Here is a 16,558-nt window from a genome sequence, read left to right as displayed (position 1 = left end):
AGCACATGCCATAGAGGACACTATGTCAGCACGTAAAAGAGGCCTTGGCCGCGGTCTAGATGCGCTACTAGCAACCAGCCAATCATCTGCTCAACGAGAACAAGATGCCGCCGAGGTACTTTCAACCAATGGTGAGTTGAATAAGCTGCCAATTGAATATTTAGTGCCAGGCAAATATCAGCCTCGTAAAGACATGTCGCCAGATGCGTTAGAAGAACTGGCCTCGTCAATTCGCGCACAAGGTATTATTCAACCTATTGTCGTGCGTAAAGTCGATGAACATCGTTATGAGATTATTGCAGGCGAACGCCGCTGGCGTGCATCGCAGCTAGCACAGCTTGATGAGGTTCCCTGTCTTATCAAAAATGTGCCGGATGAAGCTGCTGTGGCGATTGCGCTTATTGAGAATATTCAGCGTGAAGACTTAAACGCGATGGAAGAAGCACAAGCACTTGACCGTTTAATGAACGAATTTGCGCTAACTCATCAAGAAGTGGCTGAAGCGGTAGGTAAATCACGTACCACAGTAACCAATTTGCTGCGTTTAAATAATTTGAATGATGATGTAAAGCTATTGGTCGAGCACGGTGATATTGAAATGGGCCATGCCCGTGCACTGCTTGCTCTTGAGGGTGAAACGCAGTCAGAAACCGCTCAGGTAGTATCAGGCAAAGGATTAACCGTACGCGACACTGAAAAGTTAGTTAAAAAGCTATTAGAGCCTGCTAAGCCAAAGCCTGAGAAGAAAGTTGATCCAGATGTTCAAAACCTTATGACCCGACTTTCAGAAAATTTAGGGGCGCCTGTGAGCATTGACCATAATGCAAAAGGCAAAGGAAAGCTGACGATTAGCTTCAGTGACTTAGAGCAATTAGATGGAATTATCAATAAAATTCAATAGTTTATTTAAATAATAAAAATAATATACCCTTTGCCTACCCGCAATAGATGCACTGTCTGCTGTCACAAGCGGACACTCTCCTTTCCGGTTATAGCAATAGAAAATTTTCAGAATAACTTTCAAAAAGCGATGTACTGTTGAAAATTGTCGGTAAAACAGTATACTTCTGACGCTTTTTGTAAGACGTGAACAAGCTGCGAGAAAAAGTGACGAACAGGCTAGCAAAACGAGGTTTAGACCTCGCCAAAAAAGGGCTACTTTTTCAGGTTATCACCGCCCTAGTCGTTACTGTAATCGCTTTTGCTGCCGCGGGTAGTCATTCCGCAATGTCAGCGGCGGCAGGTGCCATGATTAGCATCTTGCCTACTATCGTGTTTACAGCCTTTGCATTTCGCTATGCAGGCGCGAGTAAAAACGACCTTGTTGCACGAAGTTTTAGCCAAGGCTCAAAAATGAAGCTGGCACTGACAATCATTTTATTTGTAATTGCTTTTAAGGGCTTGAATGCCGCGCCGCTTGAGATATTCGCCGCGTTTGTGATTACAACTGCTAGCCATGCGCTAGCCATGTTTCATTACGGTACGAAACAATAAAAAATGCGAATACGCAGATAACAATAACGTCCGAATGAACCAAAAGAACCAGTCACCAAATTTTTACACTTTACAACTTGGGTTAAACAATGGCATCTGAATACACTACCTCAGAATACATCAAGCACCACTTGACCAATGCCACTATGTGCTCAACTGACAACGGAATCGCGTTTAACAAAGCGTGTTCTGATGCTGGTTTTTGGGCATGGCATGTCGACACGTTGGCATGGTCTATTGGTCTTGGTTTACTTTTCCTTTTCATCTTTAGAAGCGTAGCGAAAAAAGCGACAACTGGCGTACCTGGAAAAATGCAGGCGTTTGTTGAGCTAATCGTAGAGTTTGTTGATGACAACGTGAAAAGCACTTTTCACGGTAAGAGCGCACTTATCGCGCCATTAGCACTGACTATCTTCGTATGGGTATTGCTAATGAATCTTATGGACCTTGTTCCGGTTGACTTGCTGCCTACCATCGCGGGCCTAATTGGTTCTTCAGCGTTTGGTATGGACCCACACGACGTATACATGAAGGCGGTACCAACCACTGACCTTAACCTTACGTTTGCTCTAGCAGCGGGTGTATTCATCCTAATTATCTACTACTCAATCAAGATGAAAGGTATTGGTGGCTTTACTAAAGAGCTTACTATGCAGCCTTTCGGTCACCCGCTTTTCATTCCGGTGAACTTCATTCTTGAAACGGTTACATTGCTTGCGCGTCCGCTTTCACTAGCGCTACGTTTGTTCGGTAACCTATACGCGAGTGAGCTAATCTTCATCCTTATTGCGACGATTGGCTACTTCCAGCTTCCACTGCACTTCATGTGGGCTGTATTCCATATTCTGGTACTTCCGCTTCAGGCGTTTATTTTCATGATGCTAACCATCGTGTACTTAAGCCTAGCGGCAGAAGACCACTAAGAATTAACGGGTACCGGGAATACGTTTGTCGGTACCGTTTTTAACCGAGTTTTATTTTAAACATTAACCTTAACTAAACTTTAAATCGGAGATTTAAACATGCTTGCAATCGCAGTTGCTATCCTAATTGGTATGGGTGCTCTTGGTACCGCTATCGGCTTCGGTCTTCTAGGTGGTAAATTCCTAGAGTCTGCTGCTCGTCAACCAGAACTTGCACCACAACTACAAGTTAAAATGTTCATCGTAGCAGGTCTAATCGATGCTATCGCGATGATCGGTGTTGGTATCGCACTATTCCTATTGTTCGCTCCACCTCAGTACCTACTTTAATTCATACTCTAGCGAACTTTTATGAGGAGAGGCGATAGTGAATATTAACGCCACTTTTATTGGTCAATTAATCGCCTTCGCTGTGTTCGTGGTGTTCTGCATGAAATATGTATGGCCGCCGCTAATCGCAGCGATTGAAGAACGTCAGAAGAAGATTGCCGATGGCCTTGAAGCTTCTGAACGTGCAGAGAAAGACCTAGAGCTAGCTCAAGCGAAAGCTACTGAGCAGCTTAAAGATGCGAAAGCGCAAGCAGCTGAAATTATCGAGCAGGCTAAAAAGCGTGCCAACCAATTGGTTGACGAAGAAACGCAAAAAGGCCATGCGGAACGCGAGAAAATCATCGCTTCTGGTTATGCCGAGATTGAAGCTGAACGCAATCGTGCCAAAGAAGATTTGCGCAAGCAAGTGTCTGCTCTTGCAGTCGCTGGTGCACAGCAAATCTTACAACGTGAAATCGATGCAAGCGCACAAAACGACATTGTTGAAAAACTTGTCGCTGAGCTTTAATAGGGAGATGAGCCATGTCTGAATTGACAACCGTTGCTCGTCCTTATGCTAAAGCTGCTTTCGATTTTGCTGTCGAGAAAGATGCCGTTGCAAAATGGCAAGAAATGCTCGCCTTCGCAGGCGCAGTAGCAGCAAACGATGACATGCACCAGTTATTATCTGGTGCTGTTGCCGCTGATACGCTAGCCGACATTTTCAATAATGTGTGTGGTGAGCAACTCGACGAACACGGTCAAAACCTTGTGAAGGTATTGGCTGAGAATAAACGTTTAGCCGCGTTGCCTGAAATTTCTACTATGTTCGATGCCTTTAAAGCAGAGTACGATAAAGAAGTAGAAGTGGACGTAACCTCAGCATCAACGCTGACAGATGCACAACAAAGTGAGTTGATTGCATCTTTGGAAAAACGTTTGGCACGTAAAGTGAAGCTTAATTGTAACGTGGACCCTGCCCTTATCGCTGGAATGGTTATTAAAGCCGGCGATACAGTCATTGATGGTTCCGTAAAGTCGAAATTGAACCGTCTAGCAGACGCGTTGCAAGCATAACGGGGATAAGAGCATGCAACTTAATTCCACTGAAATTGCTGAACTGATCAAGAAAAGAATTGAACAGTTCAATGTAACCAGTGAAGCACGCAATGAAGGTACTATCGTCGCAGTTACTGACGGTATTATCCGCATTCATGGCCTTGCAGATGTAATGCAAGGTGAAATGATCGAGCTTCCTGGAAGCCGCTACGCAATTGCACTAAACCTTGAGCGAGACTCAGTTGGTGCGGTTGTAATGGGTCCGTACGCAGACCTACAAGAAGGCACAAAAGTACAATCTACTGGTCGTATCCTAGAAGTACCAGTTGGTAACGCCCTACTTGGTCGTGTTGTTAACACGCTAGGTGAGCCTATCGACGGTAAAGGTGCGATCGACGCAGCGGGCTTTGAGCCAGTTGAAAAAATTGCACCTGGTGTAATCGAGCGTCAATCAGTAGACCAACCAATCCAAACTGGTTATAAGTCAGTTGACGCTATGATCCCAGTTGGTCGTGGTCAGCGTGAGCTTATCATCGGTGACCGTCAGTGTGGTAAGACAGCTATGGCTGTTGACGCTATCATCAACCAAAAAGGTACAGGCATTAAGTGTGTGTACGTAGCGGTTGGCCAGAAAGCGTCTACTATCGCTAACGTAGTACGTAAGCTAGAAGAGCACGGTGCACTTGAGCACACTATCGTAGTTGCTGCTTCTGCTTCTGAGTCTGCAGCGCTTCAATACCTAGCGCCTTACTCTGGTTGTACTATGGGTGAATACTTCCGCGACCGCGGTGAAGATGCGCTAATCGTATATGATGACTTGTCTAAGCAAGCTGTTGCTTATCGTCAAATCTCACTACTACTTAAGCGTCCACCAGGCCGTGAAGCTTACCCAGGTGACGTATTCTACCTTCACTCACGTCTACTAGAGCGTGCTGCACGTGTAAACGAGCAATACGTAGAACGTTACACTAACGGTGAAGTTAAAGGTCAAACTGGTTCACTTACTGCGCTTCCAATTATCGAAACGCAAGCAGGTGACGTATCAGCATTCGTACCTACTAACGTAATCTCGATTACTGACGGTCAGATCTTCCTAGAAACTGACTTGTTCAACGCAGGTATCCGTCCAGCGGTTAACGCTGGTATTTCGGTATCTCGTGTTGGTGGTGCTGCACAGACTAAAATTATCAAGAAGTTGGGTGGCGGTATCCGTCTAGCCCTAGCTCAGTATCGTGAACTAGCGGCATTCTCGCAGTTCGCTTCTGACCTTGATGATGCAACTCGTGAACAGCTAGAACACGGTGAGCGCGTTACTGAGCTAATGAAGCAGAAACAGTACGCTCCACTTTCTATCGCTGACATGGGTGTTTCACTGTTCGCAGTAGAGAAAGGGTTCCTTAAGGACATCGAGCTTGGCAAAATCCTAGATTTTGAAGCTGCTCTTCACTCTTACATGAACAGCGAACATGCTGAGCTGATGAAGACTATCAACGAATCAGGTAACTACAACGACGAGATTGCCTCTAAGTTGAACGACGCTTTAACTAATTTTAAAGCGACACAAACTTGGTAATCAATGGTGCTGGTGTTTATCCACCAGCACATTTCGTTGAGTAATCGGAGAGATAGTCATGGCCAGCGGTAAAGAGATTAAAGGTAAGATTGGGAGTATCAAGAATACTCAAAAAATTACCAGTGCGATGGAAATGGTTGCTGCGTCTAAAATGAAAAAGGCGCAGGAACGCATGGCCTCTGGCCGCCCATACGCACAAAACATGCTAAAAGTGATTGGTCACATTGCTAACGGTAACCTTGAGTATCGCCACCCTTATTTGGAAGAGCGTGAAGTCAAGCGTGTTGGTTATATTGTGATTTCTACTGACCGAGGCTTATGTGGTGGTTTAAACACCAACGAATTTAAGCTTGTAACTCAGGACGTGAAGAAATGGCGCGACCAGGGTGTAGAAGTAGATTTTGCTGCATTAGGTTCTAAGGCGTGCAGTTTCTTCAACCGTTTTGGTGGTACATTGTTGGCCGCTGAATCTGGTTTGGGTGACAAGCCGTCAGTAAGCGATGTAGTAGGTGTTGTGCGCGTTATGCTTAAAGCGTACGACGAAGGAAAATTAGACCGAGTATTCTTGGTATTCAATGACTTCGTTAACACCATGACACAGAAACCTGTGATCAATCAGTTATTGCCTTTGCCAAAGTCACAAGACGAAGAATATCAACATCGTTGGGACTACATCTACGAGCCAGATCCAAAAGAGATTTTGGAAGCACTAATGGTTCGTTACATTGAGTCTCAGGTGTATCAGGGTGTTGTAGAAAACGCAGCGTCAGAACAAGCTGCGCGAATGGTTGCCATGAAGGCAGCAACCGACAATGCCGGTAACCTTATTGATGAGTTACAACTGGTATATAACAAAGCGCGTCAAGCCGCAATCACTCAAGAAATTAGTGAGATTGTTGGCGGTGCCGCAGCGGTGTAGGCAAAGGTTTAAAAGAGATAACGAGGACAAATTATGAGTCAAGGTAAGGTCGTCCAAATCATTGGCGCCGTTGTGGACATTGAGTTTCCACAAGATGCGGTTCCAAGAGTTTATGACGCACTACGAGTTACCGAAGGTGACTTGTCAGGTCTAACCCTGGAAGTGCAACAGCAATTAGGTGGCGGTGTTGTTCGTGGCATCGCACTAGGTACTACTGACGGACTAAAACGTGGTCTTACAGTAGAAAATACCGGTAATCCAATCATGGTTCCAGTTGGTACGAAGACACTAGGTCGTATCATGGACGTATTGGGTAACCCAATCGACGAAGCTGGCCCAATTGGTGAAGAAGAGCGTATGTCTATTCACCGTGAAGCGCCTAGCTACGAAGATCAGTCTAGCTCGGTAGAACTACTAGAAACTGGTATCAAAGTAATCGACTTGGTTTGTCCATTCGCTAAGGGTGGTAAAGTTGGTCTATTCGGTGGTGCGGGTGTAGGTAAAACCGTAAACATGATGGAGCTTATCCGTAACATCGCAATCGAGCACAGCGGTTTCTCTGTATTCGCAGGTGTTGGTGAGCGTACTCGTGAGGGTAACGACTTCTATCACGAAATGAACGAATCAAACGTACTTGATAAAGTATCGCTTGTATACGGTCAGATGAACGAGCCACCAGGTAACCGTCTACGTGTTGCACTAACTGGTCTAACAATGGCTGAGAAGTTCCGTGACGAAGGCCGTGATGTACTATTCTTCGTAGATAACATCTATCGTTATACCCTAGCAGGTACTGAAGTATCAGCACTTCTAGGTCGTATGCCATCTGCGGTAGGTTACCAGCCTACTCTTGCAGAAGAGATGGGTGTACTTCAGGAACGTATCACGTCAACGAAGACTGGTTCAATCACTTCAATCCAAGCGGTATACGTACCTGCGGATGACTTGACTGACCCATCTCCAGCGACAACCTTTGCTCACTTGGATGCAACGGTAGTACTTTCTCGTGATATCGCGTCTCTTGGTATCTACCCTGCGGTAGACCCACTAGATTCAACGTCTCGTCAGCTAGACCCGCTAGTAATCGGTCAAGAGCACTATGACGTAGCACGTGGCGTACAGACTGTTCTTCAGCGTTATAAAGAGCTGAAAGACATCATCGCGATCCTTGGTATGGACGAACTATCTGAAGAAGACAAGCAAGTGGTATCACGTGCTCGTAAGATTCAGCGTTTCCTATCTCAGCCGTTCTTCGTAGCAGAAGTATTCACCGGTGCACCTGGTAAATACGTATCGCTTAAAGACACAATCAGTGGTTTTAAAGGCATTCTAGACGGTGAGTATGATCACCTTCCAGAGCAAGCCTTCTACATGGTTGGTTCTATCGACGAAGCGCTAGAGAAAGCCAAGAAAGCATAATGGTGAGGCTAGCGATAGCTAGCCCCATACAGTGCTAACGTACCTAATCAGGAGGTTCACATGGCAATGACAGTACATTTGGACGTAGTAAGCGCAGAGAAACAAATTTTCTCTGGTCTTGTTGAAACGATTCAAGTGACAGGTAGCGAAGGTGAGCTGGGTATTCACCCAGGACACGCGCCACTTATCTCTGCTATTAAACCTGGTATGGTGCGTTTGGTTAAACAGCACGGTGAAGAAGAAGTAATCTATGTTGCTGGTGGTGTACTAGAAGTACAACCTGGCAACGTCACCGTTCTAGCTGACACTGCGGTTCGAGCTGAAGATCTTGACGAGCAGGCGGCACAAGAAGCCAAACGACGTGCAGAAGAGCACATCGCCAACCCAGGCGCTGACTTTAATTACGCTGAAGCCGCTCATGAGCTGGCAGAGGCAATTGCACAACTTCGCCTTATTCAGAAGTTACGCAAATAAGCGAGCAGCTATTATTATAAAAACCCGCCTTTTGGCGGGTTTTTTGTTGGTCGTTTGAAAAGTAGGCATTCATAGTTTGTTACGCTTATTTCTATTGCTATATGACATGCTAATGACTTATGGTTAGTGGGTTTTTAGCACAGATTTGGCTGTAGGGTTCAGATACAAGCAGCAAACTACGTAAAGATTAATAATGAAGTTTAGTTCTTATTCAAATACAGATAGAGGGTCATCCGCTGGACTCTTTCCCCTGCTTACTTCGTTAGTACTCTTGATGATTCATTTTTTAACCGGCGCACTTGACTGGCCCGCCGCTGGTGATATCAGAGCGCAACGCGACTTTAACTCAGCTATCGGGATGTCTGCACTTACCGGTTACTTTTGGTTTGCATTACGACTGATGCAGCAAAACGTTGCAAGTACGTTAGTATCGCTGTTGGTGAGAGCAAATAGGCTGAGTCATTTTACGTCACATCGCGACAAACTCACCGCTCATTTTAAACACCAAATTTTCAACGCAATGATTTTGTCCATTATGATCACTGTGGTGTATTGTGTGTTTGAAGGGTTGATCTCCGTAAAGCAAGAGTTGCACGTACTCATGCTAACCGCAACAGCTGTGCCCTTTTGGTTTATCGCGTTGTTGTTTTTATTCCAAATGTCGTCCAACATCAATTATCTGAAAAACAACGTTATGCCTTCTATTGAGGCGAATAGCGATAGGCTTAATTCACTGTCAGCCATCCTCAGTTTAGGGACTACAAATAGCATTTTTGCCGTTGGTGCCCTCGCTATTTTTCCCATTTTTTGGCTCAAAAAAGATATTCCCATCATTGATGTGTTAGTTGTATCGTCGTTTACCGCTACAGTCCTAATATTCCTTTTTTTACCCGTTATTAAACTTAGACGTTCTTTAGAAAGTGAACAAAATAAACTGCTTAATGAACTAGAAAATGACATTGCAGAAGGTATCAGGCAGTGTGCACTTGATAACGACAGTGGTTTTGGAAAAAACATTGAGCAAATGGAAAGTGAGAAAGAGACACTATCGAGTTATCGATTCAGAGCATTTTCTCCTCGAGACAAAGCCAGAATAGCGGCGTGTATTACGTTGATCCCCGTTTCCTGGCTGGTGTTATTGTTGACTGAGTGGTTAATTCATCTCACCTACTATTAAACTCGCACCCTTTATACTGCTTTAAATTTGACCAAACCTTCTCTACTATAAAATTCAAAATTTAATTAATGAGACTTTTCACGTGAGAATTTATGGAGATAAGCGGTCAGGCAACTGCTACAAACTCGAATTATTGCTATCCCTGTTAGGTAAAAGCTGTGAATGGGTTGACGTAGATATTCTCAAAGGTGAAACACGCACTTCCGCGTTCTTAGAAAAGTCACCCAACGGAAAGATCCCTATTCTTGAGCTTGATGACGGCCGCGTGTTATCAGAGTCCAATGCAATCATGCACTATTTAGCCTCCAATACGCCGCTGTTGCCTTCTACGCCCTATACCTATGCCCAAGTACTACAATGGCAGTTCTTTGAGCAGTACAGCCATGAGCCTTATATCGCGGTAGCACGGTACATTAATTTATATCTTGGTCTGCCCGATGATAAACGCGCCGAGTTTGAGTCAAAGCAAGCAGGCGGCTATCGAGCGTTGGAAGTCATGGAAAAGCAACTTAAACAAACGCCTTTCCTCATTGGTGATACGTTGAGTCTTGCAGACATTTCTCTATTTGCTTATACCCATGTAGCGCATGAAGGGGGCTTCGACTTATCAGCATACCCTGCTATTCGAAATTGGATTGGCTTGGTAAAAGAGCAACAAGGCTTTATTGCAATGCAATAGCGTTACTCTATAGGCCTGTATGTGACGCCAATAGCACTATTTCTGGGGTTCTCTTAAATGTGCTTTAGGTGCTTGCCATTTACTCTGCATTGCGTGCTGGAGTGCATGGAGCGCAGAAAGGTCTTTTTGTTCCAACAACGACAAGCTATAGGCCGTTGCTTCAAGTGTAGAAAGCGCATGAGCTAACGATGTGTGCCTAATGACATAGTCTGAGTACGGAGCATTGGAAAAGTGAACCGCACGTAATGCTTGTAACCAAGGATTCTGCTTTACTATGCCAAATGCTTGTTTCCAACTACCATCGATCAATACGATGGTACTTATGTCTTTTCTATCAACTTTTGATAGTGCCTCTATAGATTGACTGGTTTCACTGGGATAAACCAACAACGTAGAAGCGGCATCGCATGATGTGGCTAATGCATGCATGGCTTGACTATCGTTAGCATGAATAATGCGAGTGGATGGTATACTCAAGGCTACCAGCTTTGCGGTGTTTTTGGCATGCGTCGCTTCTTTTGGGTGCTGAATAATAATCACCTGTAAAGCGGTTTGAATAATGCGAATATGCTCACAAAGGCAAGTTTTTTTGGGATAGTGACAATGGGGGCAGAATTCGCGCATGTCCTATTCTTAATGTCGTTCACATGAAGGTAATGATACCTATGGTCAATCCAGACGTATACCAACGCGTTGAAAAAACATTACGGGTTGTTCCACGTGGTGTAGTGGTAAGTTACGGACAGCTTGCTGACTTAAGTGGCTTACCCGGCAGGCCAAGGCTTATAGGAAAGTGCTTACAAGAATTAAAAGGCGAGCACAATTGGCATCGCGTAGTACGTGCTGACGGTAAAATAGCATTTCCTTCTGGTTCAGATAAAGCCCACGAGCAGCGAGAGCGATTGTTAATCGAAGGCGTCATTGTTAAAAACAATCGTATAAGCATGCAGAAATTCGGATGGCGACCTGATTTACACACTATACTTACAGAACTAACGTATTAACGCGACGAAAAGCGCCGCTTGGCGTACCTTTCTTATTGATATAACAACTAAGTAAACCGCAGTATGTTACAGAAAATCACAATAGATCAGCTTAAGCCAGGTATGTTTGTTCATCAAATTGTAGAGCAAAAAGGCAAGCTATCGATAACGAATCAGGGGCGGGTAACGTCCGACGCGATTATCAATACATTAAAAAAGCGTGGTGTAAAAACCTTAGTTATCGATACTGATAAAGCATTCAATCCAAATAGTAATGCAGATAGTAGTACAGGTGCTGTTGCGTCACCTAGCGCGGTAAAGCAAACCGCAAGCAAATCGGTGAGTTTTGATACCGAGTTGGCACGTGCTGTTAAATTGCACGAACAGGGCAAGGCCATTCAACATGCGCTTCAAAAGAATCTTCAAAAAGAAATGCCCTTTGATGGAAGCATTCCAAAGGCGTTCTCTAGCAAACTTGTCGAATCGGTTGAACGCAATCCTGATGCATTGTTGTGTTTAACGAAAATACGCGAAAAAGACGATTATTTGCTAGAGCACTCATTAAACGTAGCTATTTTATTGGCTAACTTTGCCAAACACTTAGGGATGACAGATAACGAGGTCAATGAACTATCCTATGCGGGATTTCTTCATGATCTTGGCAAAATAATGATTCCAGACGAGATATTGCATAAACCCGGTCGACTAACCGATGAAGAAATGGACATCATGAAAGGGCACGTTCAGCATGGCGTCGACCATTTACTTGAGACAGATATCCAACCACACCTTATTCAAGCCGTTGCTGAGCATCATGAGCGGCTAGATGGTCTTGGCTACCCTCAAGGAAAGAAAGGCGATGAAATAAGCATGGCTGGAAGAATGCTGGCTATTGCTGATATGTATGACGCGTTAACCGCGGATAGAGTTTACAAATCAGGAATGTCGAGCCAAAAAGCTTTTTCTATTTTGATGAGTGAAGCCCCTACTCGTCTTGATATGTATCTCGTACAGCAATTTATTAAGTGTTTAGGTATCTATCCAGTAGGCAGTTTAGTACTGCTTTCAAACGAGCGGCTCGCCATGGTTATGCATCAAAACGATTCGCCACTTACCCCTGAGGTAAAGGTATTTTACTCAGTTAAGCAAGGCCACTACTTAACGCCAAAAGATGTTGATCTAAAAACCGATAAGTCTTTGACTATTGTTAAGGCAATAACCGCGTCAGATTACAATATCGACATCAATGCGTTCTTTGAACGTTCCGTGTATGTGTGATGAGCCCAATATTACCTTGATGTCGGTAAAAAGATACACGTTGTCTCTTTGACTTTGTAGGTTTTACACTCACAACGCTTTTATTACTGAGTGGCAATGACGGAGTTGTACGTATTTTTGTTAACCCTGTATTCAGGTTTCTCATAGTAGAGTAAACACAAACAACAGCGATGTTGCCTAGTCCACACTTAAAGGCGAACGTGTATCTTCTTTTACAAGGAGATATCTCGACTATTCAATCAGGCAAATGTAGTCGTTGTAATCTCTGGAATGTATTTTGCTGTACTAACCAATAACCGTAATGAAAATTACAAAAAGTTTTGAATTGTGTTTGAAATTAAATACCACATATCTTTAACTTCAACGCATGTGGCTCGTTTTACGAGATAAGAGGACGTTATGAAAAAGACACTAGCTGTAGGATTAATCGCTGCTTCACTAACAGTAGCGGGTTGCGCAAATAACCCGAACAACACACAAAAAGGTGCTGCAATTGGTGCTGTGCTTGGCGCAATACTGGGTAAAGCGACTGGTGACCATGATAAAAGCCGTTATGCATGGGGAGCTGCCGTAGGTGCCATTGCCGGTGGTGCGATCGGTAACTACATGGACAAACAGGAAGAAGAGCTTCGCAATGAGTTGTCTGATACAGGTGTTCAAGTAGTACGTGAAGGCGATAACCTTCGCCTTATCATGCCAGGTGATATTACCTTCGCTACTGACAGTTCTAATATAAGCCCTAATTTTAATCCTGTACTTCAGGATGTGGCTAAAGTGGTCAATAACTATGAGAAGACTGTGCTGTTAATTAAAGGGCATACGGATGACACTGGTGCTGAGCAATATAACCAATCGCTATCTGAACGTCGTGCAGGGGCTGTGAAAAACCTACTGATCAACTATTCGGTAAATCCAACGCGGATCACCACGGTCGGCATGGGTGAATACTCACCTAAAGTGCCTAACAATAGTGCTGCAAACCGTTCAATGAACCGTCGTGTTGAAATGGAAATTCAACCGCTTACTCAATCAAATACGTAAAAGCATTGATAGCAAAAAATTAGTGCCACCTGCGGGTGGCATTATTATTTGTTCGCTTGTTTAATTAGGTCAGCGACATCATCTGCGATGCTGTTAGGTACAGGTATTGTGAGGTGATACTGACTTATCTTCCACGTATCGCCAACCTTGATAAGCACGCCAGTGCCACGGGTCTCTCCTAAACTTTCATTGTCGAGAAGTTCGTCAAACCACGCCACATTGTTATCTGGCGAAAAGTAAATGTGTCTATCTCTTGGGTGATAAGTCCACCCCGTGCCTTTGTCAAAGTGGGGCTTTGCGTAAGCTTTAAACTCATCCACGCTCCATACTTCAGAGGCGTCTGTACCAATAAACACAGCATTGTCACTGTACAAATCGAAATATCCATCAAAATTTGCGGTAGCTGCCATGTGGTGAAGGTTGTCTATTACTGAACCTACTTTGCGAGCATCATCATTGGCAAAGGCACTGGCCGTCCAGAGTATGCAGGTAAGATATAAAATAATAGTGCGCATCGTTTTCCTATTAAGAGCTTGTTTGTTACTGGCTAACGTCTACATAGTCGGTCAAACGGTCTACAATAATGTTTCACATGAAACAGTTTTTACTCGTACTTAGTCGTGGATTCTCTTAGCACGAGTGATGGTGAAAATAGCCGATTGATTTCATGCTTTTGGCCATACACTTTGTTTAGTATGAATTTGGCAGAGGTCTCAGCCATTTCAGCAACTGGGTTACTCACTGTGGTCAAACGAGGAAATACGTGATGTGCAAATACCACATCGTCAAACCCTACAATGGACAAGTCGTGAGGTAGACTCATGCCAAGATCTCTGGCGCAGCTAATAGCCCCTGACGCCATCCAGTCATTTGCGCACACCAGTGCCGAAAAAGTCATATCACGAGCCAACAGCTCTAACAATCCGATTTTTCCGCCGTCTTCCTGGTAATCGCCGTTATAGATAAGCTGAGAATTTACTGCAATACCTGCTTCGTTAAGCGCCCGTTTATGACCTTCAAGACGCTGCATCGCATCCGCTTTATCTGTCGGGCCTGAAATGTAGGCAATATGCTTATGACCAAGTTCCAGTAAATGGCGGGTGGCCAAATAGCCCCCTTTCTCATTGTCTAAAACAGTGCACGCTTCTTCAATACCCTCAACTTGCCTGTTAACCAACGCAATGGGGAGCTTTTTACTGTTAAGCTCAAGAAGGTATTCATCGGATAGCGCTTCAGCGTGCATGATAAGTGCATCACAGTTTCGGCTTATTAGAAATTCCACAGCATCTTGTTCGGTAGCCAGACAATTTTTTCCTACCGTAATAATGACGTGCTTATCCGCTGCACGACAAGTTGATTCCACCGCTTGCATTAAGTCGCCAAAAAAGGGCGCATTTAACTCAGGTACAAGTACGCCAATACTGTCTGTTCTATTATTCGCTAGTGAGCGGGCAACTGAATTAGGGCGATAATTGAGGTCTGCAACCGCCTTATCAACCTTTGCCTTTAAAGCAGGGTTTACCGTCGACTTACCGTTTAATACTCGCGAGACCGTGGATAGTGATACTCCTGCCCTTTCTGCAACTTGATAAATGGTAGCCACGCCGATAAAACCTCAATGTTTTAATTATTTTGATAATGCTTAACTGCATTATGCCGCTATTGGCGCTTGTTCGCTACGTCGAGTGCGTAACGCAACGGTAACTTCCTGCTGTTTCTTGTCATCTAACGGGTAAAACCCTATAAGAAGCGCACCTGCAAAACCAAAACAAGCAGGTATCCAGCTCATCAGTGCTTGCATGCCTGGTAGCGTCTGTTCGATTGTTGAGGCATCTAAGCCATTGTAGCCATAGCTTCCTAAAACCAGCAAAACAAGTGCCCCTGCAAAACCGCCACCAGTCTTTTGTACAAACGACCCTGCCGAATAAACAAGACCTGTCGCCCTTCTACCTGTACGGTATTCGCTGTAATCTGCTGAATCTCCAAGCATTGAAAAGAAAAGTGTGGGTAAAATCGCAGCAAAGAACTCTGCACTACAGCCCAAAGTAAATATGCCAATAACGCTTCCTTGAGGAACAAAATAGATAGCACAGGTAAGCAAACTACTCACAACGAGTGAGAGAATAAATAAGCGTTTTCGACCGAAAAGGCTGGCAAGCTTTGGTGTAGCCAGCGCACCTAAAATAGACACGACTAGTAAGCCGATAAAGAAGTATCCCGTTAAGAGCTCGCTGTTCATGTAGTACTTAAAATAGTAGGCAATAACACCATACTTAATACCGTTAAACATCATAGTCAGAAACCCCATACCTAAAAGGATGAGCCAGGGTTTATTTGATAACAAATCAATAATGTCTTGTTGTGTTCGACTACGTCTTGTTGACTTGTTATTGAGTAGTTGCCTAACGACTAATACGCTAACCAGCATGGCTAATATGAAAATACCACCAGTAATTAAATTTCTAAAATAGAAGAATGCGGTAATGGCACCAAGAGGTATGAGTATCAGCGGGAGTTGTTTTATTAAGTCTTTGAGCTCTTGTGCTAACGTGTTGGTGTGCCTATTTGAGTCGGCAGTGAGAGAAGATTGCGAAGATTGCAATGTTACGCGCTCTTTGGTGGTTACGACGGTAACCGTCATTAGAAGCATAAGTAATAGAGCAAATAGCCACATTGTGTATTGATACCCTAGTGCGTTTTGTCCTTGCCCTAGCCACTCTACCAACATGGGTAAGCAACCCATTACAAGTAATCCACCTAGAAAAGCACCAGCAAACCGATAGCCAGACAAACTCGTGCGCTCACTATCATCGCTTGTCATAACGCCCATTAATGCAGAGTAAGGCACATTGTTTACGGTATAGGCCAAGGTAAGCCCGATATACGTCAGATAGGCGTAGATGAGCTTTCCTTCATAGGAAAAGTCTGGCGTTGTAAAACAGAGCACCATGAAAAGCCCTAAAAATGGGGTTGAACCTAAGATCCACGGCCTGAATTTTCCCATTTTCGTATTGGTTCTGTCAGCTATCATGCCCATGATGATATCAGTCACACCATCAGACAGTCTTACCACAAGAAATAACATCGCAGCCGCCGCTGCAGTAATACCAAAAGTATCTGTGTAAAATACAGCTAGGTAGGCGAGCGCACCTCGCCAAACTAAGTTAGCAGCGGCATCGCCTGCGCCATAGCCTAATTTTTCTTTTAGAGTCAGTTTGTATTCCATGTGA

Annotated in this window: 19 protein-coding genes; 15 read left to right on the top strand and 4 right to left on the bottom strand. The window is 44.2% G+C overall.

Annotated elements, in window-relative coordinates; translation table 11 throughout:
* The first annotated feature begins 22 nt into the window (after positions 1-22).
* The 12 genes from LHL20_RS13570 (at position 23) to LHL20_RS13515 (ending at position 10,026) form a co-directional block, all read left to right on the top strand.
* Positions 23-901 carry a ParB/RepB/Spo0J family partition protein gene (locus tag LHL20_RS13570; protein ID WP_159625361.1) on the top strand — a complete coding sequence of 293 codons (879 nt, stop codon included), beginning with the start codon at positions 23-25 and terminating at the stop codon, positions 899-901.
* A 206-nt stretch (positions 902-1,107) separates the two neighbouring features.
* Entirely contained in the window at positions 1,108-1,494 is a 387-nt protein-coding gene (locus tag LHL20_RS13565; RefSeq protein WP_226433678.1) for an ATP synthase subunit I, read from the top strand.
* A gap of 89 nt (positions 1,495-1,583) precedes the next feature.
* Positions 1,584-2,417, top strand: a complete 834-nt coding sequence (gene atpB / locus LHL20_RS13560; RefSeq protein WP_159625365.1) for a F0F1 ATP synthase subunit A — start codon at positions 1,584-1,586, stop codon at positions 2,415-2,417.
* Between the two features lie 99 nt (positions 2,418-2,516).
* Positions 2,517-2,747 carry a F0F1 ATP synthase subunit C gene (gene atpE, locus LHL20_RS13555; protein ID WP_075177146.1) on the top strand — a complete coding sequence of 77 codons (231 nt, stop codon included), beginning with the start codon at positions 2,517-2,519 and terminating at the stop codon, positions 2,745-2,747.
* Between the two features lie 37 nt (positions 2,748-2,784).
* Positions 2,785-3,255, top strand: coding sequence for a F0F1 ATP synthase subunit B (gene atpF, locus LHL20_RS13550; RefSeq protein ID WP_159625367.1), 471 nt, complete (start codon positions 2,785-2,787; stop codon positions 3,253-3,255).
* A gap of 14 nt (positions 3,256-3,269) precedes the next feature.
* On the top strand, positions 3,270-3,803 hold the full coding sequence (gene atpH, locus LHL20_RS13545; RefSeq protein ID WP_159625369.1) for a F0F1 ATP synthase subunit delta: 534 nt from the start codon (positions 3,270-3,272) through the stop codon (positions 3,801-3,803).
* Positions 3,804-3,816: 13 nt separating this feature from the next.
* Complete coding sequence (atpA, locus tag LHL20_RS13540; protein ID WP_159625371.1) at positions 3,817-5,358, top strand: F0F1 ATP synthase subunit alpha; 1,542 nt, start codon at positions 3,817-3,819, stop codon at positions 5,356-5,358.
* Between the two features lie 58 nt (positions 5,359-5,416).
* Positions 5,417-6,277, top strand: coding sequence for a F0F1 ATP synthase subunit gamma (gene atpG / locus LHL20_RS13535; protein ID WP_159625373.1), 861 nt, complete (start codon positions 5,417-5,419; stop codon positions 6,275-6,277).
* A gap of 33 nt (positions 6,278-6,310) precedes the next feature.
* A complete protein-coding gene (gene atpD / locus LHL20_RS13530) occupies positions 6,311-7,696 on the top strand; it encodes a F0F1 ATP synthase subunit beta (RefSeq protein WP_159625374.1) in 1,386 nt (461 codons plus the stop codon).
* A gap of 60 nt (positions 7,697-7,756) precedes the next feature.
* On the top strand, positions 7,757-8,170 hold the full coding sequence (locus LHL20_RS13525) for a F0F1 ATP synthase subunit epsilon (RefSeq protein WP_202263008.1): 414 nt from the start codon (positions 7,757-7,759) through the stop codon (positions 8,168-8,170).
* 193 nt (positions 8,171-8,363) lie between these two features.
* A complete protein-coding gene (locus LHL20_RS13520) occupies positions 8,364-9,347 on the top strand; it encodes a hypothetical protein (protein ID WP_226433677.1) in 984 nt (327 codons plus the stop codon).
* 82 nt (positions 9,348-9,429) lie between these two features.
* Positions 9,430-10,026 (top strand): glutathione S-transferase family protein, encoded by a 597-nt coding sequence (locus tag LHL20_RS13515; protein ID WP_159625382.1) that lies wholly within the window; start codon positions 9,430-9,432, stop codon positions 10,024-10,026.
* A 36-nt stretch (positions 10,027-10,062) separates the two neighbouring features.
* Here the strand turns inward: LHL20_RS13515 and LHL20_RS13510 are convergent, their stop codons facing one another.
* A complete protein-coding gene (locus LHL20_RS13510) occupies positions 10,063-10,650 on the bottom strand; it encodes a tRNA-uridine aminocarboxypropyltransferase (protein ID WP_226433676.1) in 588 nt (195 codons plus the stop codon).
* A gap of 23 nt (positions 10,651-10,673) precedes the next feature.
* Here LHL20_RS13510 and LHL20_RS13505 point away from each other — a divergent pair, with 23 nt between their 5' ends.
* From LHL20_RS13505 to LHL20_RS13495, 3 genes are all read left to right on the top strand, one after another.
* Complete coding sequence (locus tag LHL20_RS13505; protein ID WP_226433675.1) at positions 10,674-11,030, top strand: MGMT family protein; 357 nt, start codon at positions 10,674-10,676, stop codon at positions 11,028-11,030.
* 63 nt (positions 11,031-11,093) lie between these two features.
* Positions 11,094-12,287, top strand: coding sequence for an HD-GYP domain-containing protein (locus tag LHL20_RS13500; RefSeq protein ID WP_226433674.1), 1,194 nt, complete (start codon positions 11,094-11,096; stop codon positions 12,285-12,287).
* Positions 12,288-12,686: 399 nt separating this feature from the next.
* The gene (locus LHL20_RS13495) at positions 12,687-13,328 is read left to right on the top strand and encodes an OmpA family protein (protein ID WP_159625390.1); all 642 of its coding nucleotides are present in this window, start codon (positions 12,687-12,689) and stop codon (positions 13,326-13,328) included.
* A gap of 44 nt (positions 13,329-13,372) precedes the next feature.
* Here the strand turns inward: LHL20_RS13495 and LHL20_RS13490 are convergent, their stop codons facing one another.
* The 3 genes from LHL20_RS13490 to LHL20_RS13480 form a co-directional block, all read right to left on the bottom strand.
* Positions 13,373-13,843: a nuclear transport factor 2 family protein gene (locus tag LHL20_RS13490; protein WP_226433673.1), complete on the bottom strand. Its 471-nt coding sequence runs from the start codon at positions 13,841-13,843 to the stop codon at positions 13,373-13,375.
* 89 nt (positions 13,844-13,932) lie between these two features.
* Complete coding sequence (locus LHL20_RS13485) at positions 13,933-14,931, bottom strand: LacI family DNA-binding transcriptional regulator (RefSeq protein WP_226433672.1); 999 nt, start codon at positions 14,929-14,931, stop codon at positions 13,933-13,935.
* Positions 14,932-14,979: 48 nt separating this feature from the next.
* Entirely contained in the window at positions 14,980-16,554 is a 1,575-nt protein-coding gene (locus tag LHL20_RS13480) for an MFS transporter (RefSeq protein ID WP_226433671.1), read from the bottom strand.
* Positions 16,555-16,558: the final 4 nt, after the last annotated feature.

This window comes from Alteromonas sp. McT4-15 (assembly GCF_020515205.1).
In the GTDB taxonomy this organism is placed as follows: Bacteria; Pseudomonadota; Gammaproteobacteria; order Enterobacterales; family Alteromonadaceae; genus Alteromonas.
This window is presented reverse-complemented; position numbering and strand designations above follow the sequence as displayed.

What these genes read in the sequence shown, in the direction of transcription:
- LHL20_RS13570 (WP_159625361.1), top strand. Translation starts at nt 23, where the DNA reads ATGTCAGCACGTAAAAGAGGCCTTGGCCGCGGTCTAGATGCGCTACTA.
- atpB (WP_159625365.1), top strand. Translation starts at nt 1,584, where the DNA reads ATGGCATCTGAATACACTACCTCAGAATACATCAAGCACCACTTGACC.
- atpE (WP_075177146.1), top strand. Translation starts at nt 2,517, where the DNA reads ATGCTTGCAATCGCAGTTGCTATCCTAATTGGTATGGGTGCTCTTGGT.
- atpH (WP_159625369.1), top strand. Translation starts at nt 3,270, where the DNA reads ATGTCTGAATTGACAACCGTTGCTCGTCCTTATGCTAAAGCTGCTTTC.
- atpA (WP_159625371.1), top strand. Translation starts at nt 3,817, where the DNA reads ATGCAACTTAATTCCACTGAAATTGCTGAACTGATCAAGAAAAGAATT.
- atpG (WP_159625373.1), top strand. Translation starts at nt 5,417, where the DNA reads ATGGCCAGCGGTAAAGAGATTAAAGGTAAGATTGGGAGTATCAAGAAT.
- atpD (WP_159625374.1), top strand. Translation starts at nt 6,311, where the DNA reads ATGAGTCAAGGTAAGGTCGTCCAAATCATTGGCGCCGTTGTGGACATT.
- LHL20_RS13525 (WP_202263008.1), top strand. Translation starts at nt 7,757, where the DNA reads ATGGCAATGACAGTACATTTGGACGTAGTAAGCGCAGAGAAACAAATT.
- LHL20_RS13520 (WP_226433677.1), top strand. Translation starts at nt 8,364, where the DNA reads ATGAAGTTTAGTTCTTATTCAAATACAGATAGAGGGTCATCCGCTGGA.
- LHL20_RS13510 (WP_226433676.1), bottom strand. Translation starts at nt 10,650, where the DNA reads ATGCGCGAATTCTGCCCCCATTGTCACTATCCCAAAAAAACTTGCCTT.
- LHL20_RS13505 (WP_226433675.1), top strand. Translation starts at nt 10,674, where the DNA reads ATGAAGGTAATGATACCTATGGTCAATCCAGACGTATACCAACGCGTT.
- LHL20_RS13500 (WP_226433674.1), top strand. Translation starts at nt 11,094, where the DNA reads ATGTTACAGAAAATCACAATAGATCAGCTTAAGCCAGGTATGTTTGTT.
- LHL20_RS13495 (WP_159625390.1), top strand. Translation starts at nt 12,687, where the DNA reads ATGAAAAAGACACTAGCTGTAGGATTAATCGCTGCTTCACTAACAGTA.
- LHL20_RS13490 (WP_226433673.1), bottom strand. Translation starts at nt 13,843, where the DNA reads ATGCGCACTATTATTTTATATCTTACCTGCATACTCTGGACGGCCAGT.
- LHL20_RS13480 (WP_226433671.1), bottom strand. Translation starts at nt 16,554, where the DNA reads ATGGAATACAAACTGACTCTAAAAGAAAAATTAGGCTATGGCGCAGGC.